This is a genomic window from Candidatus Methylomirabilis sp. (assembly GCF_028716865.1).
Taxonomy (GTDB): Bacteria; Methylomirabilota; Methylomirabilia; order Methylomirabilales; family Methylomirabilaceae; genus Methylomirabilis.
Window position 1 is genome coordinate 1 of sequence record NZ_JAQUOY010000007.1, and the last position, 23,134, is coordinate 23,134.

The 23,134-nt window shown below is 57.3% G+C and carries 24 protein-coding genes; 19 read left to right on the forward strand and 5 right to left on the reverse strand.

What is annotated here, in order from left to right; all coding sequences use genetic code 11:
• From PHV01_RS04365 to holA, 3 genes are all read left to right on the forward strand, one after another.
• The coding region (locus PHV01_RS04365; protein ID WP_337289925.1) for a class I tRNA ligase family protein at window positions 1-343 on the forward strand (343 nt) is incomplete at its 5' end.
• Window positions 340-846 (forward strand): LptE family protein, encoded by a 507-nt coding sequence (locus PHV01_RS04370; RefSeq protein ID WP_337289926.1) that lies wholly within the window; start codon window positions 340-342, stop codon window positions 844-846. The genes PHV01_RS04365 and PHV01_RS04370, both read left to right, overlap by 4 nt.
• Window positions 846-1,853, forward strand: a complete 1,008-nt coding sequence (gene holA / locus PHV01_RS04375) for a DNA polymerase III subunit delta (RefSeq protein WP_337289927.1) — start codon at window positions 846-848, stop codon at window positions 1,851-1,853. Before PHV01_RS04370 ends, holA begins: the two co-directional genes overlap by 1 nt.
• A 3-nt stretch (window positions 1,854-1,856) precedes the next feature.
• Here the strand turns inward: holA and rpsT are convergent, their stop codons facing one another.
• A complete protein-coding gene (rpsT, locus tag PHV01_RS04380; protein ID WP_337289928.1) occupies window positions 1,857-2,129 on the reverse strand; it encodes a 30S ribosomal protein S20 in 273 nt (90 codons plus the stop codon).
• Window positions 2,130-2,234: 105 nt separating this feature from the next.
• Here rpsT and murJ point away from each other — a divergent pair, with 105 nt between their 5' ends.
• The 14 genes from murJ (at window position 2,235) to PHV01_RS04450 (ending at window position 16,616) form a co-directional block, all read left to right on the forward strand.
• On the forward strand, window positions 2,235-3,806 hold the full coding sequence (gene murJ / locus PHV01_RS04385; RefSeq protein WP_337289929.1) for a murein biosynthesis integral membrane protein MurJ: 1,572 nt from the start codon (window positions 2,235-2,237) through the stop codon (window positions 3,804-3,806).
• A gap of 160 nt (window positions 3,807-3,966) precedes the next feature.
• Window positions 3,967-5,709 (forward strand): biosynthetic-type acetolactate synthase large subunit, encoded by a 1,743-nt coding sequence (gene ilvB / locus PHV01_RS04390; RefSeq protein WP_337289930.1) that lies wholly within the window; start codon window positions 3,967-3,969, stop codon window positions 5,707-5,709.
• Window positions 5,706-6,299 carry an acetolactate synthase small subunit gene (gene ilvN / locus PHV01_RS04395; RefSeq protein ID WP_337289931.1) on the forward strand — a complete coding sequence of 198 codons (594 nt, stop codon included), beginning with the start codon at window positions 5,706-5,708 and terminating at the stop codon, window positions 6,297-6,299. Before ilvB ends, ilvN begins: the two co-directional genes overlap by 4 nt.
• A 16-nt stretch (window positions 6,300-6,315) precedes the next feature.
• On the forward strand, window positions 6,316-7,320 hold the full coding sequence (gene ilvC / locus PHV01_RS04400; protein ID WP_337289932.1) for a ketol-acid reductoisomerase: 1,005 nt from the start codon (window positions 6,316-6,318) through the stop codon (window positions 7,318-7,320).
• A 224-nt stretch (window positions 7,321-7,544) separates the two neighbouring features.
• Window positions 7,545-8,417 carry a methylenetetrahydrofolate reductase [NAD(P)H] gene (metF, locus tag PHV01_RS04405; protein WP_337289933.1) on the forward strand — a complete coding sequence of 291 codons (873 nt, stop codon included), beginning with the start codon at window positions 7,545-7,547 and terminating at the stop codon, window positions 8,415-8,417.
• 66 nt (window positions 8,418-8,483) lie between these two features.
• Entirely contained in the window at window positions 8,484-9,428 is a 945-nt protein-coding gene (gene miaA / locus PHV01_RS04410; protein ID WP_337290005.1) for a tRNA (adenosine(37)-N6)-dimethylallyltransferase MiaA, read from the forward strand.
• A 5-nt stretch (window positions 9,429-9,433) separates the two neighbouring features.
• A complete protein-coding gene (aroA, locus tag PHV01_RS04415; protein ID WP_337290006.1) occupies window positions 9,434-10,735 on the forward strand; it encodes a 3-phosphoshikimate 1-carboxyvinyltransferase in 1,302 nt (433 codons plus the stop codon).
• A gap of 37 nt (window positions 10,736-10,772) precedes the next feature.
• The gene (cmk, locus tag PHV01_RS04420; protein ID WP_337289934.1) at window positions 10,773-11,474 is read left to right on the forward strand and encodes a (d)CMP kinase; all 702 of its coding nucleotides are present in this window, start codon (window positions 10,773-10,775) and stop codon (window positions 11,472-11,474) included.
• Window positions 11,475-11,519: 45 nt separating this feature from the next.
• Window positions 11,520-12,260 carry a lysophospholipid acyltransferase family protein gene (locus PHV01_RS04425; RefSeq protein ID WP_337289935.1) on the forward strand — a complete coding sequence of 247 codons (741 nt, stop codon included), beginning with the start codon at window positions 11,520-11,522 and terminating at the stop codon, window positions 12,258-12,260.
• 45 nt (window positions 12,261-12,305) lie between these two features.
• A complete protein-coding gene (locus tag PHV01_RS04430; RefSeq protein ID WP_337289936.1) occupies window positions 12,306-14,042 on the forward strand; it encodes a 30S ribosomal protein S1 in 1,737 nt (578 codons plus the stop codon).
• 42 nt (window positions 14,043-14,084) lie between these two features.
• Window positions 14,085-14,957: a signal peptide peptidase SppA gene (gene sppA, locus PHV01_RS04435; RefSeq protein ID WP_337289937.1), complete on the forward strand. Its 873-nt coding sequence runs from the start codon at window positions 14,085-14,087 to the stop codon at window positions 14,955-14,957.
• Window positions 14,958-15,016: 59 nt separating this feature from the next.
• Window positions 15,017-15,298 (forward strand): HU family DNA-binding protein, encoded by a 282-nt coding sequence (locus PHV01_RS04440; protein WP_337289938.1) that lies wholly within the window; start codon window positions 15,017-15,019, stop codon window positions 15,296-15,298.
• 330 nt (window positions 15,299-15,628) lie between these two features.
• Complete coding sequence (locus tag PHV01_RS04445) at window positions 15,629-16,120, forward strand: HIT domain-containing protein (RefSeq protein WP_337289939.1); 492 nt, start codon at window positions 15,629-15,631, stop codon at window positions 16,118-16,120.
• 10 nt (window positions 16,121-16,130) lie between these two features.
• Entirely contained in the window at window positions 16,131-16,616 is a 486-nt protein-coding gene (locus PHV01_RS04450; protein WP_337290007.1) for a bifunctional nuclease family protein, read from the forward strand.
• Between the two features lie 211 nt (window positions 16,617-16,827).
• Here the strand turns inward: PHV01_RS04450 and bfr are convergent, their stop codons facing one another.
• Together bfr and PHV01_RS04460 are read right to left on the reverse strand one after the other, a co-directional pair.
• Window positions 16,828-17,304, reverse strand: a complete 477-nt coding sequence (bfr, locus tag PHV01_RS04455; protein ID WP_337289940.1) for a bacterioferritin — start codon at window positions 17,302-17,304, stop codon at window positions 16,828-16,830.
• Between the two features lie 116 nt (window positions 17,305-17,420).
• Window positions 17,421-19,193 carry a tetratricopeptide repeat protein gene (locus tag PHV01_RS04460; RefSeq protein WP_337289941.1) on the reverse strand — a complete coding sequence of 591 codons (1,773 nt, stop codon included), beginning with the start codon at window positions 19,191-19,193 and terminating at the stop codon, window positions 17,421-17,423.
• 241 nt (window positions 19,194-19,434) lie between these two features.
• On the opposite strand from PHV01_RS04460, the gene PHV01_RS04465 reads away from it, so the two are divergent.
• Together PHV01_RS04465 and PHV01_RS04470 are read left to right on the forward strand one after the other, a co-directional pair.
• Window positions 19,435-19,689: a MoaD/ThiS family protein gene (locus tag PHV01_RS04465; protein WP_337289942.1), complete on the forward strand. Its 255-nt coding sequence runs from the start codon at window positions 19,435-19,437 to the stop codon at window positions 19,687-19,689.
• Complete coding sequence (locus PHV01_RS04470) at window positions 19,682-20,104, forward strand: molybdenum cofactor biosynthesis protein MoaE (protein ID WP_337289943.1); 423 nt, start codon at window positions 19,682-19,684, stop codon at window positions 20,102-20,104. Before PHV01_RS04465 ends, PHV01_RS04470 begins: the two co-directional genes overlap by 8 nt.
• Window positions 20,105-20,112: 8 nt before the next feature.
• Here PHV01_RS04470 and PHV01_RS04475 read toward each other — a convergent pair whose 3' ends face one another.
• Entirely contained in the window at window positions 20,113-21,903 is a 1,791-nt protein-coding gene (locus PHV01_RS04475; protein WP_337289944.1) for an acyl-CoA dehydrogenase family protein, read from the reverse strand.
• Window positions 21,904-21,920: 17 nt separating this feature from the next.
• The gene (locus PHV01_RS04480) at window positions 21,921-23,105 is read right to left on the reverse strand and encodes an acetyl-CoA C-acyltransferase (RefSeq protein WP_337289945.1); all 1,185 of its coding nucleotides are present in this window, start codon (window positions 23,103-23,105) and stop codon (window positions 21,921-21,923) included.
• Window positions 23,106-23,134 lie beyond the last annotated feature (29 nt).

Below are 23,134 nucleotides of genomic sequence, written 5' to 3' on the forward strand. Positions count from 1 at the left end.
CAGCTATGCCGTCGAGACCCTTCTGCTGCTGCTGTCACCCTTTGCGCCGCATCTGTGCGAGGAACTCTGGGAACGACTCGGTCGCAGCGGAAGCATCTTTCACGCGGCCTGGCCGACCTACGACCCGGCTGTGATTACGGCCGAGGAGATTGTAGTGGTTATCCAGGTGGATGGAAAGCTTCGGAGCCGACTCTTCATGCCCGCGGATGCCGACGAGAGCGCCATGCGTGAGACAGCCCTTGCGGACGAGCGGGTCAAGGGGTGGCTGGAGGATAGATCGATCCGGAAGGTGGTAGTGGTGCCGAAGAAGCTGGTGAATATTGTAACCGGGGGAGTCCGATGAGAGCGATCGTGTGCGTGGCGGTACTCCTGGCGCTGGCCGGATGTGGCTATCGGCCAGTAGGATCCGGGGAGGTGAGCGCGCTTCAGCCCTCCATCAGGACGATCAGCATCGGGACCCTCAAAAACCGAACGCTTCGTCCCACCATTCTATCGGCTCTGAGAGATGCGCTGATTCGCAGGCTTGCAGCCGATGGCCGGATCCGAGTTGTGGAGGAGGGGGCCGATACCCTTTTGGAAGGGGCTATTGAAGGGTTTGGCGAAGAGGCGCTGGCCTTCGATTCCAACGACATCGCCAAGCGCCTGCGACTGAGCATCTCGTTTTCCTTTACGGTGAAAAATCGGCTGGAGGATAAGGTGCTCCTCCGAGACGGCGTTGCAGGCGTAGCCTACTACTTTACGGGAACAGGGGTCACAGCCACCAGGGCGGCCGAGGACGAGGCCACGCTTCGGGCAGTGGCGGACCTCGCCGATCAGGTGGTCAGTCGGGTGCTGGACGGGGTGTGATGGGACGCTGGGTTACGAGGGGCCACTCTGTTGCCGAACAGGTCCGCAGAGGGGAGGTTGCGCCCGTCTATTGTCTCTACGGGGAGGAGGAGTACCGTCGAGATCAGGCGCTCAACCAGCTTCTTGACGCATTGCTGACGGAAGGCGCGAGAGACCTGAATCTCGATCAGATTCGACCTGGAGAGCCAGGGATGCCGTCGATCCTGGGGAGCGCTCGGACGTTGCCGTTTCTAGCGTCGCGTCGGGTGGTCCTGATCCGAGGTGTCGAGGATCTCTCGAAGGAGCAGCAAGAGGATCTGCTCGCCTATCTGAACGATCCCTCTCCCACAAGCTGCCTTGTGCTGACGGGCAAGCGTCTTGATCTCAGAACCCGGTTGGCGGCGGCGATACAGAAGAAAGGGATACTCCTTCGCTTTGATCGCTTGGAGGCAGATTCCGTGAAGGAGTCGCTAATGGCCACGGCCAAAGAGCAGGGTATACGGCTGCAGCCGGAAGCGATCAGCCTACTTATGGCCCTGGTGGGCGACGATTTTCGCCAGTTGATCTATAACGTAGAAAAGGCGGCGCTCTTTGTTGGAGAGCGCAAGGAGATCAGTGCGAAGGATATTGAAGCCTTGGTTGGTGAAACCCGAGTGCGATCGATCTTCCAACTGACCGATGCCGTATCAGGCAGGGATCTGGATCTTGCCCTTCGTTGCCTGACGAGTCTGTTGGGGAGCGGGGAAGAGCCCCTGGCCGTCCTCGGGATGTTGGCTCGCCAGATCCGCCTGCTGATTCAGGCAAAAGCGCTTCAGGAGCAGGCGACCCCGGTGAGCAGGATGACTCACGTACTCGGCCTGCCGCCTCGCGTTGTCGCTGCCCTGGCGGAACATAGTGCCTCGCGTTCCTGGCAGCAGCTCACAGGCGCCATCCAGTCGCTCTCACGGGCCGACCTTGCCATCAAGACAGGAAAGGCTGAATCTCCTGTGGTCTTGAGCGGACTGGTCTGGGGCCTCTGCCGGGTGTGAGACCTACGACGGCTGCGGGATGGCTTGGAGCTGGCGGGCGAGTCTTGACTTATAGCGGGCCGCGGCGTTCTTGTGGATGAAGCCTTTGCCGGCGGCTCTGTCAATGAACGGCACGGCCTGTACGAATGCCTTCTCCGCAGCATTCCGGTCCTGCCCCTCTATCCCCGCTCGTACCTTCTTGATTACTGTCTTTAGACTACTCTTTGCCGCGCGATTGCGCAACCGTCGCTTCAGGCTTTGTCTCATGTGCTTCTGCGCCGACTTGGTTATTGGCATCGTTCCGCTTCTCCTTTGTGGCGTGTTATGTCCACCCGGTACACGGGAGGGTAGATTGCGCCATTTATTACAATGGAGCGGCGCTCATTTGTCAAGGAATTTCTGATGGAGCAGGAACGTCCCGGAAAGATCGCGCGAGCGGCCGGCGTGGTGAGCGGAGCCACCCTGTTAAGCCGTATCCTTGGCTTTGTCCGTGATCTGATCATTGCCAGGGCGTTTGGAGCTGGAACCGCAACCGATGCCTTCTTTGCCGCCTTCCGTCTCCCCAATATGTTGCGGGAACTGCTGGGGGAGGGGGCCCTCTCGGCGGCGTTCATCCCGGTCTTCACCGAATCGTTTACCACGCGTGGACGCGAAAGCGCCTGGCGATTGGCGTGGACTGTCTTAACCCTGCTGGCGCTGCTGCTCGTACTGGTCTCTATCGCCGGTATCGTGCTTGCGCCGTGGTTGATCCGGCTCATCGCCCCGGGATTCCACGCCATCCCGTCAAAACTTGACCTTGCCGTCTATCTTACCCGGCTGATGTTCCCATACATCCTGTTTATCGGGGTGGCGGCGCTCTTCATGGCGATTCTCAATTCGCAGGGTCACTTCGCTACCCCGGCGCTGTCGCCCAGCATGTTGAACATCGCCATGATCGGGTGCGCCCTGTATCTGACGCCCTATCTGGACCCGCCTATCGTGGCGTTGGCCATCGGCGTCCTCATCGGGGGCGTTGCCCAGCTTCTGATTCAAATTCCAGAGGTGTGGAGACGTGGCATGGGCGCCCACCGGAGTATCGATTTTGGCGACCCTGCCGTCGGGCGTATCTCACGTCTTATGGCGCCAGGGGTCGCGGGGCTGGCCATTACGCAGGTCAATGTTTTCGTCGGGACCTTGCTCGCTTCGCTGATGGGGGAGGGGGGGATCTCGGTTCTTTATTATGCCTTCCGATTGATCCAATTTCCGATCGGTGTCTTCGGTGTGGCGATTGCCACGGCGGCCTTCCCCGCCATGGCGAGACAGGCGGCGAACCGTTCCCTTGGAGAGGTTGGGGCCACGGTGGCCTACGCGATCCGCCTTGTCCTCTTCGTCACGCTCCCATCGATGGTAGGCCTGATGGTGTTCAGGGTCCCGATCATCCAGCTTCTCTTCGAGCGGGGCGCATTTGATCGGACCGTCACCCTCGCAACCGCTGAGGTCGTGTTGTTCTACGCCTTCGGGCTTGGGGCCTATGTGTCGAACCGCATCCTCGTGCCGGCCTTCTACTCGCTTCAGGATACGGCGACGCCGGTCAAGATCGGCATGGTGACCGTGATGGTCAACATTGTTTTTTCTCTTGTGCTGATGCGGCCCATGGGACTTGCAGGCCTGGCCCTGGCGACGACTCTGTCTTCCTTTGTAAACCTGGGGCTGCTGCTGGTCGCCCTGCGACGGCGTCTGGGGCAGCTTCACGGATTAGGCTTCCGCTCGGTCGCGCAGATAAGCGGGGCTGCCGCCGCAATGGCCCTGATTGCCTTATTGCTTATCTACCTCCGTGACCCGCTGACGATTGAACCGCTGCTTCGTCGCGTCGTAGTGCTCACCCTCGAGCTCGTGATAAGTTTTGCCGTCTTCCTTGCGGCCGCCGCCTGCATGGGTTCTGAGGAGTTGAGAGGTTTGTGGCGGGGGTTGATTGGCCGGAGGCGAAGGGTCTGAGAGGGCTTAAGGGGTACCGTCCAGGGAAGATTTTCATTGACGGTAAGAGGGGGATATGCTAGAAAATCTAAAGAAAAGCAGGTAGATAGGCTGAAGACTGAAGGCCTTTAGTCTTCAGCCTAAACGCCTGAGCGTGAATTGCGGGCAAGGAGACATGGTCATGAAATTGACGGGATCGGAGATATTGCTAAGGAGTCTGGTCGAGGAGGGCGTTGATACTGTCTTCGGTATGCCGGGCGGCGTGATCCTGCATACGTATGACGTGATGACCGATACCGCCGTTGCCTCGAAGATCCGGCATATCCTCTGTCGCCATGAGCAGGGTGCGACGCATGCGGCAGAAGGGTACTATAAGGCCAGCGGCAAGGTGGGGACTGTCATGGTGACCTCCGGCCCCGGAGCCTGCAATACCATCACAGGGGTGACCGATGCGTTGCTGGATTCCATGGCCATCGTCGTCTTTACCGGTCAGGTCCCGACATCGGCCATGGGTTGCGACGCCTTTCAGGAGGCCGATGTCGTCGGTACCACGCGCACCTGTACCAAGCACAACTTCCTCGCCCTCAAGACCGAGGATATCCCACGGATCGTCAAGGAGGCCTACTACATCGCCCGCTCTGGTCGACCCGGGCCGGTGCTGGTGGACCTTCCGAAGAACGTGATTATGGGACGCGCAGAGTATCGCGGGCATCCGCAAGAGCTGAACATTCGCGGCTACAAGCCAACCACTCAAGGTCATGTCGGTCAGATCAAGCGAGCGGTCGAATTAATGAGAACCGCCAAGCGGCCGCTCATATACGGGGGCGGGGGGATCATTCACTCGGAGGCGTACGAAGAGCTCCGTGAGTTGGTCGGCATAACCCAGATCCCGGTTGTGCTGACGTTGATGGGTTTAGGCGCCTTGGACACATCCGATCCGCGCTGGCTCGGCATGGTGGGGATGCACGGAACCTACTGGTCAAATATGGCAATGATTCACTGCGACCTGATGATCGCCATCGGGTCTCGATTTAGCGATCGGGTGACTGGGAGGCTGTCCGAATTCGGCAAGCAGTGCAAGATCATCCATATCGACATCGATCCGACCTCCATCAGAAAAACGGTGCATGTGGATGTTCCGATTGTGGGTGATGTTAAGCAGGTGCTGGGCGAGCTCAACAAAGCCGTTGGCCAGGTGGAACGAAACTGGGCCAACGACTTTGAGGAGTGGTATGCTCAGATCGCGGAATGGAAGGCCAAACACCCGCTGCGGTATGGCCCGATGCAGGACGTGATCAAGCCGCAGTATGCCATCGATATGGTCTTTGAGGTCAGTGAGGACATGAACCCGATTGTCGCGACCGGCGTGGGCCAGCACCAGATGTGGGCGGCACAGCGCTATCGAGGTCACAGGCCGCGCCGATGGCTGACCTCAGGAGGCCTTGGGACGATGGGCTATGGATTCCCATCGGCTATGGGCGCCCAGGCGGCGTTCCCGAACGATTTAGTGATCTGCATCGATGGTGACGGCAGCTTCCAGATGACCAATCAGGACTTGATCACCTGCGTGGAGAATGATCTGCCCGTCAAGGTGGTGATCATCAACAACGGCTATCTTGGGATGGTCCGGCAGTGGCAGGAACTCTTTTTTAACCGACGATATTCTCAAGTAGACCTGACGATTCAGCCGGACTTTGTGAAGCTCGCCGAGGCGTATGGAGCGACCGGTCTTCGCGCCAAGCATCCGGATGAGGTCAAGCCCGTCCTGGAGAAGGCCTTCGCCGCGCCAGGACCGGTTATTGTGGACATCGTCACAGAACGTGAAGAAAATTGTCTTCCCATGATTCCGCCCGGTGGAGCGATTAAGGATATTATCGACTACGGTGATCCGATTCCGGAGAAGCTGTTTCAAGGTCTGAGATGAGAGAGAAGACCAAGACGACACCGAAAGAGGTGAAGGCGCGTCATATCATCACCCTGCTCGTGGAGAATCACGCGGGCGTCCTCGCGCGCGTCGCCGCTCTTATTGCCGCAAAAGGGTACAACATCGATAGTCTCACCGTGGGGGAGACTATGGATCCATCCATCTCCCGGATGAGCCTCGTCGTGAGGGGCGACGACTCGGTGGTGGAGCAAGCGGTCAAGCAGCTCAATCGGCTCATTGACGTGATCCGTGTCACTGACCTGACCGGTGAGGAGTTTGTCGAACGGGAACTTATGCTCGTGAAGGTGAAAGCCAAACCGGAGGCAAAGGCTGAGATCCTCCGGATCGCCGATATCTTTCGGGCCAAGGTGGTGGATGTGGCGCCCTTTTCGTACATGCTGGAGTTGACCGGCGCCGAGGATAAGTTGAACGCCTTTGTTGAACTTCTCAGGCCGTACGGCATTCAGGAGTTCGCGAGGACGGGCATGACGGTGATGACCAGAGGCAGCAAAGCGCTTGGCAAACAGACCGAAGAGATGTGGAAGGAACCGGACACGAAGAAGGTGGTTGGGCTCGTCGAGAAGGGATGAGGGGGATGGAGGGCAGATGACCAAGTTATATTATGACAAGGATGCTGACCTGAATCTGCTGGCGGGGAAGGCGATTGCCATCATGGGGTATGGAAGTCAAGGCCACGCCCATGCGCTCAATTTTAAAGACAGCGGTCTGGATGTGATCGTCGGCCTCTACCGGGGGAGCAAATCGTGGGACAAGGCCAAGGCTGATGGGCTGAAGGTCGCCACCTGCGAGGAGGCTGCGCAAAGCAGCGACATCATTATGATGCTGGTGCCCGATCAGACCCAGCGGCAGATTTACCAGGAGTCGATCGAGAAGGCGCTCACACCCGGGAAGACCCTGATGTTCGCCCATGGTTTCAATATTCACTTCCATCAAATCCTGCCTCCGCCCACCGTAGATGTGTCGATGATCGCGCCCAAGGCGCCAGGCCATCTCGTGCGCCAGGTCTTTACGGAAGGGGGCGGTGTTCCGGCGCTAGTAGCTGTCCATCAGGATGTATCGGGAAAGGCAAAAGCGACGGCCTTGGCCTATGCAAAAGGGATCGGGTGTACGAGAGCGGGTGTACTCGAGACGACCTTTCGCGAGGAGACTGAGACCGACCTGTTCGGCGAACAGGCCGTCTTGTGCGGAGGGGCCTCCGCCCTGGTGAAGGCCGGATTTGAGACGTTGGTCAATGCCGGCTATCAGCCTGAGCTGGCCTACTTCGAATGCATGCATGAGCTGAAGCTGATCGTCGACCTCTTCTATCGGGGCGGCCTGGCATACATGCGCTATTCGATCAGTGATACGGCAGAATATGGCGACTACAGCCGCGGCCCCCGCGTCGTGAATGAGCAGGTGAAGGCCGAGATGCGAAAGATCCTTGACGAGATTCAGACCGGCGCCTTCGCTCGGGAATGGATCCTAGAAAACCAGGCCGGTAAACCCAGCTTTCTGGCCATGCGCAAGCAAGAGGCGGAGCATCCGATCGAGAAGGTAGGCAAGGAACTCCGGTCCATGATGTCCTGGATCAAAAAGCCAGACACTTACTAATCGATGCCTCAAGGGGTTAGTGCATACGGATCGAGTCAATGAACCGCCCCGCGGCTTGCCGCGGGGGATGAACCCCTAGTGGATTCAAGCCGACGCCTATTCGAGCACGAGATAAGATGCAACACGACAGGCCCTCGCCGCTGATGGGCAAACGGAGGCGAGGGCCTTTGTATTTAGCGGCCCCTTACAATCAGCTCGTGGTGCAAGGGTAGTAGCGAGGACGGATGAAGATCGTCGACGTGTACGGTATAGGTAAATTCGGACTCTCCTTCGAGATATTCCCTCCCAAGACCGAGACCGGGGAGTCTCAGTTGTTCGCCGCCCTCGAGGCTCTTATGGCGCACCGCCCCTCCTTCGTGTCCTGCACCTATGGCGCCGCAGGATCGACTCAAGATAAAACCCTGGAGCTGACTACCAGGATCGGCAAGATATTCGGCGTGACCACCGCAGCCCACCGAACCTGTGTGGGATCGACCGTGGAGGAGATTCGGCAGTGGTTGAAGGAGGCCGTCGATCTTGGCATTGAGAACATTGTCGCCTTGCGCGGCGATCCCCCAAAGGGGCAGGTAGAGTTCAAGAAGTCCGAGGGCGGGCTTGCGTATGCCAATGAACTGGTGACGCTGATCCGGCAGGAGTTTCCCCACTTGAGTATTGCCGTCGCCGGCTATCCTGAAACACATCAGGAGGCGCCAAGTCCTGCCGTCGATCTGGCGAACCTGAAGCGGAAGGTGAAAGCGGGCGCCGACGCCGTGCTCACCCAACTCTTCTATGACAATCGCGATTTCTTCGAGTTTCGCCGGCGTTACGAAGAGGCCGGGATTACAGTGCCCCTGATTCCGGGTATCCTGCCGGTCGTCAACCTGGATCAGATTCAGCGTATCACATCCATGTGCGGGGCCACGATACCGGTATCGTTTCTTGCCGAGCTGGAAGCAAATCGGGATGATCCTGATGGGCAGGCGAGCGTGGGGGTGCGATACGCTATCCGGCAATGCCGCGAACTGCTTGATGCAGGTATCCCAGGCCTGCACTTTTACCTCCTCAATAAATCTGAAGCCACGTTCCAGATCCTGCAGGCATTGAAGCTATCCAGATAACAGGTAGATAGGCTGAAGGCTGAAGGCTTTTAGGGGTAAAAAGGAGGCAGTAATCTCTTGAGTTCGGTGCCGCTTATTGTGCTGGTGGGTCCGACTGCGGTCGGGAAGTCATCTATGGCTCTCGCCGTAGCGGAGAGGGTAGGGGGCGAGATCATCGCGGCCGACTCGATGCAGGTCTATCGCGGTCTTGACATCGGGACAGCGAAGCCAAGCGCTGACGAGCAACGGCGCGTGCCGCACCACCTCTTGGACCTTGTAGAGCCTGACCAGCCTTTCACGGCGGCCGATTATGTGAGACTGGCCTCTGCCGCCATTGCCGACATTCGCGCTCGTGGGCGCCTCCCAATCATAGTGGGGGGAACAGGTCTCTATGTTCGTGCGCTCTTCCGTGGCCTGGTTGACGGACCGGGCGAGATGACCCCACTCAGAGAGACACTGTACCAGGAGGCCGCACGGGTAGGTAGTGTGACCCTTCACCAGCGGCTCGAGATCACCGACCCCGAGGCGGCTGCCGCGATCCATCCCAACGACCTCTTTCGGGTCGTGCGCGCGCTCGAGGTGGCGACCGTCAGTGGTCGTCCCCTCTCTGCCCTCAGAGTAGAGGGGCGCCGCAATCACAAACCGGTCCCCGGACTTGTGCTGAAATTCGGGCTTGAACGGAATCGTCAGGAGCTGTATCGCCGGATTGAGGCGAGGGTAGAAGCGATGATGACCCAGGGATTGTTGCGTGAGGTCCAGGATCTGCTCGATCGTGGCTACTGCCCTGCACTCAAACCGCTGCGAGCCATCGGGTACCGTCATATAATCGGGTACCTGAAGGGACAGATCCGCCTTGATGACGCCGTCGCGTCTCTCAAGCGCGATACGCGGCGGTATGCGAAACGGCAGCTTACCTGGTTCCGTCACGAAGACGGGATTGAGTGGCTTCCTGTTGAAGGATCGATGCTGAGCGAGCGCGTGGTCCACTTGCTCGTCGAGCGAATCGAGGCGGCATGGTCACAATCGATGTAGGACAAATGCGGGTGAACCCTGTCGGCTCGCTGAAAGGTGAGCTAACCCTTCCAGGCGACAAATCGATCACCCATCGCGCGATCATCCTGGGCGCGCTGGCTGATGGGGTCAGCGAGATTACCGGCGCGCTTCAAAGCGATGACTGCCGTCATACCGCCAAGGCCTTGAGCATGATGGGCGCCGCAGTTGAAGAGTTGGGCGGCGATCGGCTGCAGATTCGGGGAGGCGGGCTGCACGGCCTGAAGGAACCGGAGGAGGTCCTGGATCTCGGGAATTCAGGGACGACCATGAGGCTCCTGGCGGGGGTACTGGCGGCGCAGCCCTTCTTTTCCGTGCTCACGGGCGACCAGTATCTGCGCGCACGGCCGATGGCCAGGGTGGCGGTACCCCTAAGGTCGATGGGGGCAACAATTCTGGGTCGTGAAGACGGCAAATTTCCTCCCCTTGCCATCATGGGAACGCGTCTGAAGGCGATCGACTATGTTAGTCCGATCGCCAGCGCCCAGGTGAAGTCTGCGATCCTGCTGGCCGGGCTCTTTACGGAAGGGGAGACGACACTTACAGAGCCGTCTCTCTCTCGCGATCATACGGAGCGGATGTTCGAAGCGGTCGGCCTACCGATCTACCGCAACGGCTTAAGCCTCCGAGTCGCCGGCATCAAGAGGATCCCGGCGTTTCAGGTCGCTATTCCCGGCGACTTTTCAGCCGCTGCGTTCTTTATCGTCGCGGCCCTGGTGATTCCTGGGTCAGAGCTGACATTGCGAGGGGTGGGCGTCAATCCGACTCGAACCGGGCTGTTAGATGCGCTGCAGTCGATGGGTGCGGAGATCGAGTTGAGCGAGCGGCGGGTCATCTCCGGTGAGCCGGTTGCCGACCTCTTCGTCAGAAGTCAAACACTGCACGGGACTGAGGTGGCTGGGACCCTGATCCCCCGGATGCTTGATGAGATCCCGATATTTGCTGTTGCTGCGGCGCTCGCCGAGGGCGCTACCACTATACGGAATGCGACCGAACTCCGGGTCAAGGAAGTAGACCGGCTTGCTGCCCTTACCAAAGAGCTTCGTCGATTTGGCGTTCAGATTGAAGAGCGCCCCGATGGCTTGGTCCTTCAGGGGAATTCTTCACTCTCCGGATGTCACTGCGACAGTTGGGGAGATCATCGGATGGCGATGGCCTTGGCCGTAGCGGGTCTGGCGGCAAGAGGGAGCACCACCATCTCCGATTCATCCTGTGTCAGCAGCTCATTCCCGGATTTCTGGACACGGCTGGATGCCATCCTGCCTGGGGCAGCCGTCCCGTTAGCATAGTGGGTCACACATGTGGGACACAAGAAATAGCGATCAATTGAGAAGAACGAAGGACTGCCTTATCATTGCCATCGACGGGCCCGTAGGAGCGGGCAAAAGTACGGCGGCGCGCCTGCTCGCCAAGCGGCTGGGGTACCGTTATGTCGACAGCGGGGCCATGTATCGCGCGCTGTCATGGAAGGCGCTACAGGCAGGTCTTGACCTGAACGATGAGCAATGCCTGCGGCGGTTGGCCGATGAAACCAGCATTGCCCTCGAACCTGCCGATGATCGAGAACTGATTCTTGTCGATGGACAGGAGGTCAGCCGACAGATCAGGGAGCGCGAGGTGGAACAGGCGTCTTCGAAGGTCTCTATCCATCCGAGCGTTCGTTCTGTGATGGTGGCGCACCAGCGACGAATGGCAGCCCAGGGCGGGGTCGTGATGGACGGGCGTGATATCGGTACGGTGGTCTTTCCGGACGCTGATGTGAAGTTTTATCTCACGGCTCGTTTAGAAGTGCGGGCGAGACGTCGTCACCTTGAGATACAGGCTGCGGGAGCGACTCGAGGGGTGGATGAGCTGGCCGAGGAGATCAAGGCGCGAGATGCAAGAGATATGGGGCGGCGCGCCTCGCCACTCCGAAAGGCCGACGAGGCTGTGACGATCGATACAAGCGATTCATCCCTTTCTCAGGTTGTTGATGCAATGGAAGAGGAGATCAGACGGAAGCTCGCCGCCGCACAAGGCTTTACGTGAGTGCCCTGACTTTTTTCTTGCCTTTCCGGGAGATAATCCTATATTATGACTCTTGCTCCTTTTCGGGATCTTTCTCTCAAAAAGGCGATTGCCTATTTCGTCTTTAACCTGGGTCGCCTTTTGTGCCTCGTCATTGCGAAGGTTGCGTTCCGCCTCCATGTCGAGGGGGAGGAGTGTATTCCCAGTACGGGACCGGTGATCCTGGCGGCGAATCACGTGAGCTTCATAGATCCCGTCATCATTATGGTCTCGGTTCGGCGCCCGGTCCGTTTCATGGCTAAAAAGGAGTTGTTTCGTTCTCCCTTGTTTGGTTGGCTGCTTCGGCAATTCGGTACTTTTCCAATCGATCGGAACCGAATCAATCTGCAGGCCTTTAAGCAGGCGACCTCATTTTTGGAAGCAGGAGAGGTCGTGGCAATGTTTCCTGAAGGGACGCGCGGAGATGGAATTGAGTTGCGGCCTGCCAAGCCTGGTATCGGACTGATTGCGGTGCGAACGGGCGCGCCGGTGGTTCCAGTGCTACATCGGGGAACGGAGAAGGTGCTCCCCAGAGGCGCATGGTTTCCCAGACCGCATCGAATCGTTATAAAGTTTGGGACGCCATTGCGGTTTTCCGATGCACAAATGGGGAAAAGACAAAACCAAGCCGAGATGTTCAGTCAGACGATCATGGAGAAGATCGCCGCTCTTAAGAGGTGGCCAGAGAGCGGTTCTCGATCAGGAGACGATCGGACGTACGTTACGGGAGACGCTATGCCGACAGAGAAGCGAGGAATCAATGAGTGAGCGTAAAGAGGAAGAGCATCTTATCGAAGGGAGGAACTAAAGGGTATGATGTCTGAGACGGACAAGGTGGAAGAGGCTGTTTACACATCGATGGACGAACTGGATCGTGAGCTTCACGCCCAGGAGCACCCCCAGGAGTTGGTTGATCTGTACGCCGAGAGCATGCGGGAAATCACAGAGGGGGAGATCGTCAGGGGGACCGTGCTGGAGATCAGGAACGATATGGTCCTGATCGACATCGGCTACAAGTCTGAAGGGGCTATACCCATTAAGGAGTTCCAGGCGCCCTCTGGAGAAATCACGGTCAAGGTTGGCGATACTGTCGATGTCTATTTGGAGCAGAAAGAGGATAGCGACGGCCTCATTGTCCTCTCGAGAGAGAAGGCGGAGAAGACCAAGATCTGGGATGATATTCGCCGGGCTTATGAGAAGGGCGAAGTCATCAATGGAATGATTCTGGGTCGCACGAAAGGCGGCCTGACAGTAGATATTGGCGTGAGGGCCTTTCTCCCCGGTTCCCAAGTTGATCTGCGGCCTGTCCGCGACCTCGACAGGTTGATCGGGAAAAGCTTCCCGATGAAGGTGATAAAGTTAAACCAGCGTCGAGGCAATATCGTATTGTCCCGGCGGGAATTGCTTGAGGAAGAGCGGCGAACCCTCAAGGAGAGGACGTTGCAATCGTTGGAAGAGGGAAAGGTCATACGAGGCAAGGTCAAAAATATTACTGAGTACGGCGCGTTCATCGACCTCGGAGGGCTGGACGGCCTGCTTCATATCACCGATATGTCCTGGGGCCGCGTCGGTCATCCTTCCGAACTTTTTGCTGTCGGCGACGAGATCGAGGTCGTTGTCCTTAAGTTTGATCGGGCGGCGGAACGGGTATCCCTTGGCCACAAGCAGCGCTTGAAGGACCCTTGGGAGGATGTGGATCAGCGGTTTCCTGTCGGCTCGCGCGTTCGCGGTAAAGTGGTAAGCTTGACCGACTATGGCGCCTTCGTTGAACTTGCCGAGGGGATCGAGGGGCTGGTTCATATCTCCGAGATGTCCTGGACGCAGCGCGTCAAACACCCCTCTAAGGTCGTGACTGTTGGAGACTCTGTAGAGGTTGTAGTTTTGGATGTGGACAAGGTCAACAAACGAATCTCTCTGGGAATTCGCCAGATCGAACCCAACCCATGGTTGTCGATCGAGGAAAGCTACCCGGTGGGGACGCGGGTCGAAGGGACCGTCAGAAACCTTACCGACTTCGGCGCATTCGTTGAGTTGAACGAGGGGATAGATGGACTGATTCACGTGTCCGACATGTCCTGGACTAAGCGAGTCCGCCATCCTTCTGAGATCTTGAAGCGAGGGGATAAAGTTGAGGCGGTTGTCTTACATACCGATAAGACGAATCGTCGAATCTCCCTCGGCCTCAAGCAGAGCCAGCCGGATCCCTGGCAATCTACCGTCCTCGATAAGTACCGCGTAGGTATGGATGTGAAGGCCAAGGTGGTTCGTCTGACCGATTTCGGGGCGTTCGTCGAATTGGAAGACGGGGTGGAGGGGCTCCTCCATATCTCCGAACTGAGCCACGAACGGGTCGCTAAGCCGGAGGACATCGTCTCTATCGACCAAGAGCTGACTCTCAGGATCATCAAGTTGGACGCCAACGAACGCAAGCTGGGGCTGAGTCTTCGCGCCTACCAGGATAGCCAGGACGCCCAGGACAATCCAACCGACCAGGTCTCCTCCGATCAGCGTCCCTCAGATCAGCAGGAAGAGGAAACCGCCGGCGCGTAACGCATAAGCCGACTGGAAGCCTAGCAGGGGCCGAGCGGGGCGATGAAACGGACTTGGTTGGTCGTCAGTCTGGCGGTGTTCGTCAGCGTGCTCGTCCTTTTCAGCCTTGCCTTCTCGCTCGGTAGATGGGAGCGGTTGGGCGGAAGTAAGGTTGCGCTGATCACGGTCGAAGGCGTCATCCTGGATTCAAAGGAGGTGATCGAGCAACTTGAAAAATATCGAGCAAACCCGTCCGTGAAGGCCATTGTCCTCAGGATCAACAGTCCGGGTGGCGGGGTTGCCCCCTCTCAAGAGATCTATGAAGAGGTCCTCAAGACCCGCCAGGCCGACAAGAAACCTGTCGTTGCCTCCTTGGGGAGCGTTGCTGCGTCGGGTGGATATTATGTTGCGAGCGCGACGGATCTTATTGTGGCCAATCCCGGCTCTATCACTGGAAGCATAGGCGTGCTGCTCCAGATTCCAAACTTTTCCGGCCTTTTGCAAAAAATCGGGGTGAAGTCGGTGGTCGTCAAGAGCGGCCAGCACAAGGATCTCGCCTCTCCCACCCGCGAGATGACCGATGCCGAGCGCCAGATCCTTCAGGGGATGCTGGACGATGTGCACAACCAGTTCATCGATGTGGTCGCCAAGGGCAGGCAAATAGATCGTAAGAAGGTCGAGGCAATAGCTGACGGGCGGATTTTCAGCGGGCGAGAAGCACAATCACTTGGCCTGGTAGACCATCTTGGTAATCTTCAGGACGCAATTGATCGGGCGGGAACTCTAGCTGGGATCCGCGGGAAACCGACAGTCATCCAGGAGCGGAAGCGGGGACTTTTTCTTATTGATCTACTACGTGGTAGCTTGAGTCTGTTTGACATTGATCTGCCGATCCATCCACCCTCAACCCTCTCTGTCAACTATCTTCTCTGGTGATTGAACCGTACCAACTTACTGGGCCGATGCAATTGCCGAATGCGGAGGAGTTACCTGTCATGACGAAGGCCGACTTGGTTGAATTAGTTGCTGCCCAAGTGCGTCTGACCAAAAAGGATACTGAAGTTGTCATTGATACCATCCTCGAAAGCATCTCAAAGGCGCTGGCTTCAAACGATGACGGGAAGGTGGAACTCCGTGGCTTCGGGAGCTTTCGCACCAGGCAACGGCGCGCACGGCAAGGTCGCAATCCCCAAAGTGGCGATGCAGTCCACGTTCCTCCGAAGCGAATCCCCTTCTTTAAGCCTGGCAAGGAATTAAGACGGCTCATCGACAGCTAGTCGTGGTCGTGAACGATTCTGGTACGCCTGTGAAGGGTAGACGCTGCGGGAGTCCTTCCAACCTTTATCGATCGTCTAGCATTCTAAGCAAATGTTGGTTTCATATAGGGCCGTCCCTCTCAGCATTGATGAGTTCTGTAAAGGGTGCCTTCGCGGCCAGCCGGCTCGATTTCGCGGATTTGATTAACTGCCATGATCCCGTTGCAGTAAAAAGATCTTGCGGCGGTCAAGATGCGATGTTAAATTTAGTTTGAAGAAACCGATGCCGATTCCTGCCGGCATCGATAAGAGGCCGAACGTTCTAAGCAAGACAAGATAGGTTGCTGCCTGATGGAATCGCTGTGGGCGCCATGGAGAATGGCTTATGTGGAAAATGCCTGGCTTTCATCAAGCTGTATATTCTGTGAAACAGCATCAACTCAGCAGGACGAAAAGAACTTTATCCTGTATCGTGGCCAGTCCGTCTTCATCCTGATGAATCTGTATCCATACAATCCTGGACATGTCATGATTGCTCCATATCGGCATGTCGATGATCTCAACAAGCTGACTGCAGCAGAGCAGCTCGAGCTTATCCAAGAGGCCGCGAGAAGCACATCGCTTTTGCGTCAGACCATGAATCCGGATGGGTTCAACCTCGGCATGAATCAGGGAAAGGCTGCAGGGGCCGGTGTTGAAGATCATCTGCACCTACATATTGTGCCGCGTTGGAACGGGGACACCAATTTTATGCCTATCGTGGCTGCAACGAAGGTCATCCCCGAAGAACTGGCTGCAACCCATCGGAAACTCGCCCCCATCTTCCGTGAGACTCAGAAATGAGGAGAGCATGATGCTCATTAAGATGACAGTACGCGGTATTGCGCTGGATCCGATCACGAATATGCCGATTGTGATCCTGAAGGATCCGGAGGAGAGCCGCGCCCTTCCGATATGGGTTGGAATCTTTGAAGCGAATGCTATTGCACTCGAACTCGAAAAGGTATCGACGCCTCGACCGATGACCCACGACCTACTTAAAAATATCCTGGATGGACTGGGCATCACCGTTCAGCAGATTACCGTCAATGACCTGAAAGAGAATACGTTCTATGCAACCATCGACCTGAATTACAACGGTAGCGTCGTCAGTATCGACTCCAGGCCGAGCGATGCCATTGCATTGGCTCTCCGCACGAACGCCCCGATCTTTGTCGCCGAAAACGTCGTAGCGCAAGCTAAGAACATCGAGGTCTCAGAAGAGAAAGAAGAAACGGACAAATGGAAAGAGTGGCTTGAGAATCTTAAACCGGAAGATTTTGGCAAATACAAGATGTGAATTACGATTTTCCCTGATCCTACCTTAATATTCCTCACCGTTTCTTCCTGCCAGGATTGATCTGCGACGCAATAAGTTCCGATTACACACTGATAACGTCACGTGAGCAAGTAGCAGAAGGAAAGGCTGTAGACCCCGGTCTCCAATGAGGGCGACCTACACCAGACCCTGTGTTTCCAACGGCAATACTCGGGTTGAAAGAGGATCCCTCTTAGCTCTTCTCGTTCATCTGCTCTGCCAGGTAGTTCTCATACCCTAACTCGCTGATCCTGTGGAGTTGCGTCTCGATCCACCCTACATGACGTTCTTCATCCACAGTGATGCGCTCGAGTAACTCTCGGCTTCCGTTGTCTTGAAGCTCGATGCAGAGCTGCACACCAGGGTTCAGGATTTGGAGCGCGGCCATCTCCAGTGCGAGATCGTTCTCCAACTGCTGCCGGACGTTGCGGCCGATCGCAAGCTGATCAAACTCGGAGATATGTGGGATCCCGTCAAGGAACAGAATACGCTCGACGATCTTGTCGGCATGTTTCATCTCCTCAATCGATTCCTCGAGGATCGCCTTGGCCAGGACCTGATAACCCCAGCCTTCACACATTTTAGAGTGCAGAAAGTACTGATTGATCCCGGTTAACTCTTTCCGGAGCACGCGGTTCAACAGCTCGATGATCTGCGGATGTCCTTGCATCTGATCTCCTCGCTTAGAAGGTAAGGGTTGGTGAAATCACGCAGTCAAGAATACTGATCACTATGAGCCTAATAACCTCGCGATATTCGCATGATGGGTCGGGTGCGGAGGGGGTCTTATGTACTCTTCAAGAAGTCTCGCGCTTCTTCGTAGGCGGGATCGATCTCCAGGGCGCGCCTGGCGCAACGAACGGCCCCGCTGCTATCGCCCAATTCCCTCAGGCAGGCAGCCTTCTGGAGCCATGCCTCTTTGTAATTACTGTCGTAGCGGAGCGCCTCATTGAGACAGGTGATCGCGGCGGAGTAACGTTTCTGGCTAAAGAGGCAGGACCCCTTGCAGTACCAGGCCTCCAGGAGCTTGCTTGGGTCCTTCAGCTCTTTGATTGCTCGGTCGAACATCTCGACTGCGCAATCGAACTCTTGCACGTGCATCAGAGCCTTTCCGTTACCCAGAATAGTGTCCCCGTTGAGGAAGCTATGAGGTCCAACCCCCTTTTGGGCAGCGATCCCTGTGGCAGGCGGTACGGCGAGAGCAAGATACGATTCGCCCTTCATGGAAAAAAACAGATCCTCAGCACTTGCCGCCTTGGCCGTTATTCGGTAGAGGTGGCCCCGCACACCTTTGTGGCGGAGCATCTCATCGAAGCGACTATCCTGCACATCGTTGGCGTATCGGAGAAGCAGGTTGGCGAAGAGCTTGCTGAGGTGTTGGCTCCGGAGCCGCTCCTTCTCTGGGCTGGGCAGGGGACGGCGTTCCATCTCATACGAGGTAGAGAGAAACTCATCGAGGGGCGCAAATAGGGCGTAGGAAAGGGCTGAAGGAGAGACCGCCAGGAACCTCGGAAGCCAGCCTCTTTCCTCTTCGGAGAGCTTCAGGTGAAACCGTCCCTCCAAATAGGAAAGTAGGCCGGCAACCAGCATCTGGACTGCAAAGTTCGAGCGGAGGAACTTGAACCGCTGAGAGCTATCGAGGAACTGGCGAGCAAGACTGAGGAAGACAGCGAATTCCGGCTTGATGGAATAGCGATTAAATCGCCACCGCGGCTGACCGGCCGGCTCTGCGATGAGGAACCCTTCATCAAGAAGCTCCTGCATGACCTCTCGAAGATCGCTCAAAGGTTCTTTAGTGTCCCGCGACAGGAATTCGATGTTCTTCAATCCGGATTCCGCCAGGGTAAGGAGGACCTTTTCCCTGGCTTGCAAGTTTAGAGGGCGCTTACCCTTGAGCGAGCCGTCCAGCCGCTTGATGGAAGAGGCTACACGAGGGGAGACCGGCGATCCGTAGGCATCGACTACCGCGTATGCAGCCCCTTTTTTGGCTTCAATTCGGAAAGTCCAGTAGAACCTTCCACTCAAAAAGATAAGGTTGCCTGTCCCAAGCCTTGCCATAACTCGACTCTCGATCGCATGGATAATGTGATCGGGAGAGGCGACCAGCTTTGCACGTCGAAGCAGGGCGCATATCTTATCAACTCCGAACAGGTGATAGTCGCCCTTCGCAGAGGCATCCAGGTGCAACAACCAGTTTCGAGCAGTTGGGTGAAATCCGGAAAGAGAAAAGCAGATGCCGGTTAGGTCCTTGTCCCGGTGACGCGCCTGCATATAGCGTCTATGGACCACCTGTAGCTCACGCGGGCGAATCTCATGAGCGATAGTGCAGCCATAGCAATGCAGTCGGTGAGCGTTAGAACGGTGGCGGGCCTTTACGTCAACGGCAAGTCGGATTGAGGAAAGCTTGGAATGAAAATCGGTGTAGTCGAGTTCGTCGAGGAGGTCTTCTATGAGCTGCGCTAAGGCGAGCGCCTTCTCTTTGTTCGATCCAGCCAGGATCTTTATGCCGATCGCCTCAGATGGCGATTTCGCTTGAGTCCTAGGCTGTTTTGGTGCCACCCTCGATAACCCTCCTCATACGACGAGTCCCTATTGACTAACTTTTTATTATTTTTTTAACATAAGGAGCCTCAAAGGTCAAGCGAGAAGTTGTTTTCTTAGTAAATAGTAGCTTAGAATCCTCTTAGATTGACAATTCCGGAGGGATCATGGTATGTATGAAGGGATGTTTAAAAAAGAATAATTACTAGAAACCGCATTAGATATGATCTGTAACCTAATATGAAATAAGGATAATATTATGAATGTCCAAATACGATGTTTCGCGGCCGTTCGTGAGATTGTCGGGGTCAGTGAACTGGTCGTTGATCTGCCTGAGGGGAGCACGCTTATTCAGCTCATAAGTCGGCTTCAAGGCCAGTTCCCGCGATTACAGGGGTTAACTGGATCGCTTCTGTTTTCAGTCAACCGCGAGTATGCTTCTCCTGATACGAGGTTGGCAGCGGGGGATGAGGTTGCCTTAATCCCCCCTGTGAGCGGAGGAACCGATGTTTGAAATCACCGATCAGCCGCTTTCGCTTGAGCCGCTTGTAAGTGCCGTGAAACAGTCAAGCTCTGGGGCCGTCGCGACCTTCCTCGGCATAGTGCGAGAGCAGTCACGAGGCCGACAGGTCCGCTATTTGGAGTACGAAGCCTACCGGGAGATGGCGATTTCCAAGATGCGCGAGATTACCGATGAGATCCACCAGAAATGGAAGGTGGACAAGATCGCCATGATGCACCGGATCGGCCGTCTGCAGATCGGTGAGGCGAGCGTCGCCATCGCCGTATCTGCCCCTCACCGTCACGAGGCGCTCACCGCTTGCGCCTACGCGATCGATCGCCTGAAAGAGGTTGTCCCGATCTGGAAGAAAGAGGTCTGGACGGATGGCGAGGAGTGGGCCGGCCCAGGAACCTGCGAACACCGCTGATTTTCCACTCAGGTTCGATAGTCCTCAGCCTCGATGATGCGTCTGGCGATGGCCCTTCGCAGGCGGGTAGTGTTGACAGGCGTGTAACGGGTCAACTTCTTCAGGGCGGCAAGCTGAGTCCAGAGGGTATCGCCTTCCTCCATTGAGGCCAGGCCCTCCTTGGCCAGCAGGTCGATCCGGGCGAAAGCGTTGTTGAGGTAGACCTTGACCATATCCGATTTCGCTTCTGCCGCGCCTTCTCCATCCCGCTCTGTCGACTTCAGTGCGCGGAGCAGCGCGCTCTCCATGGCAAACAGCTCGATCACCAGATCACTCAGCACCCCGAGGATCTCCTGCTCATCTGCAAGTCGCTCGCGATACTTCTGGGCGGCGGATCCAGAGACCATCAACGCAATCTTCTTCGCTAACTGAAGCAGCCGGATCTGTTCACCAAGTGGGCCCGTGGGTGCCTCCTCTTGACTTGGACTGTAGCTGAGTAGATCTGCCAGCAGCTTCTGGGTCGCCATGAAGAGCAGCAGGCGTCCCTGCAGCGCCCGCCGGAGGAACGTCGTAGGAATCAACAATCGGTTGATTTCGTTGGTTCCCTCGAAGAGTCGGTTGATCCTGGCATCCCGATAGATCCGCTCGGCCGGAAAGTCCGCGATGTAGCCGTAGCCGCCGAAAATCTGGACGGTTTCGTCAGCGACGTAGTCGAGGGCCTCAGAGGCATAGACTTTGTTGATGGAGCACTCAACGGCGTACTCTTCAACTCCCTTGGCGGTATCGAGTCCGGCTCGCTCGTCCTCCTGGTCGATGGCTGATACGATCCGCTCGATCAGGCCGGCAGTCCGATAGGCCATTGACTCGGCGACATAGGTCCGGATCGCCATCTCGGCCAGCTTTTTCTGGATGAGGCCGAACGAGGCGATAGGTTGTCCGAATTGTGTGCGCTGCTTCGCATACCTGACCGCCTCGCGCAGAGCCAGTTTGCAGACACCCAGGCAGCCGGCCCCAAGCTTGAGCCGGCCGATGTTCAACAGGTCGAAGGCGACCTTGTGTCCCCTGCCGATCTCATAGAGAAGGTTCTCCACGGGGACCCTCGCATTCTCCAGGACCACGCTCCTGGTGGAGGTCCCCTTGATTCCCATCTTTTTTTCTTCCGGTCCCAGGCTGACGCCGGGCGTGTCCTTGTCGATGATAAAGGCGGTGAACTTGTCCCCGTCCACCTTGGCGTAGGTGACGTACAGATCGGCAAAGGCGGCGTTCGTGATGAACTGTTTCGTGCCGTTCAGGATGTAGGACTTTCCGTCAGGCGAGAGGACTGCCTTGGTTTTGGCGCTGAGCGCATCAGAGCCGGAACCCGGCTCCGTAAGCGCATAGGAGCCGATCTTGGCCCCGGTGGCGAGGAGCGGCAGGTAGCGGGCCTTCTGCTCGGCATTGCCGAACCATGCGATCGGGAGCGACCCGATTCCCGAGTGGTCCAACAGCGAGATGGCAAACGAGCCACCCTCACTTATCTGTTCGGCGATGACTGTGGAGGTGGTCAGGTCCAGCCCCAGGCCGCCGTACCTGGTCGGGATATCCACCGACAGCAGCCCCAGCTCCCCTGCCTTCTTGAAGAGCTGAAGCGTTACGTCCCAGTCCTGGTGCTCGATCTGCTCGGCCTTGGGCTTGACCTCGGCCTCGATGAACTCCCGTGTCAGCTTCCGCATCATCTGCTGTTGCTCACTCAGATCTTCAGGCGTAAAGACCTCTTGAGGAGGTGTCTCGCGGATGAGAAAGCTGCCGCCCGCAACGAGTTCATTCTTTGCCGTCGTCATCTGATCCTCCTCCAACCCTATACCCTCTCAAAAATGCCTGCGGCGCCCATCCCCCCGCCGATGCACATCGTGACCATCCCATAGCGGGCGTTTCGTCGATGCATTTCGTACAACAGCGTGGCCGTCAGTTTCGTTCCGGTGCATCCGAGCGGATGACCCAGGGCGATCGCGCCGCCGTTGACGTTTACCCGAGGAGTAGGGAGCTTCAGCTCCCTGATGACGGCAAGGGCCTGAGCGGCAAACGCCTCATTCAACTCGATCAGGTCGATCTGGTCAAGGGTAAGGCCGGCGAGCTTGAGCGTTCTGGGGATCGCCTCGACCGGTCCGATTCCCATGAGATCCGGCGGCACGCCCGCGACGGCGAAGGCTCGGAAGATAGCAAGCGGCTGTAGCCCTAACCGTTCCGCCTTTTTCCGCGACATCACTAACACCGCGGCCGCGCCGTCGCTGGTCTGCGACGAGTTGCCTGCCGTGACGGTACCGCTCTTGTGAAAGACCGGCTGGAGTCTGGCGAGCGCCTCGGCAGAGGTATCGTACCGGACCCCCTCGTCGGTATCGAAGATCACCTCATCCGTGGCGATACGCGGCGCACCCTCCCCACGGAATGTCTTCTTCACAACGGTGAGGGGGACGATCTCGTCCTTGAATCGTCCCTCCCGGATGGCGGCTGCCGCCTTGAGGTGGCTCTGCAGCGCGAAGCCATCCTGCTCCTCTCGGCTCACCTGATACGTGCGGGCGAGATTTTCGGCGCTGTTCCCCATCGAGATATAGACAGCCGGATACTGTTCTGCGAGGTACGGATCGGGCGCGTACGTATTCCCGCTCATCGGGACTAGGCTCATGCTCTCGGCCCCGCCGGCAATGATGACGTCGGCAAAGCCGGCCATGATCCGCTCGGCCGCCAGCGCGATGGTTTGGAGCCCGGAGGAACAGAAGCGGTTGACCGTCTGCCCGGGGACGGTGTACGGCAGCCCCGCCCGCAGCGCCGCGACCCTCGCCATGTTCATGCCCTGTTCGGCCTCCGGGAAGGCGCAGCCGATAATGACATCCTCGACCTCTTGCGGGTTGAGTCCAGGCACCCGCTTCATCAGGTCGGCGATTACGGTAGCCGCCATTGCGGTAGGAGGTGTGGCGCTGAGCGTCCCGCGCGGCGCCTTGCCCACCGCCGTTCTTACCGCCGCCACAATCACTGCTTCTCGCATCTGCTTACTCCCGAACCCCAACCCCTATT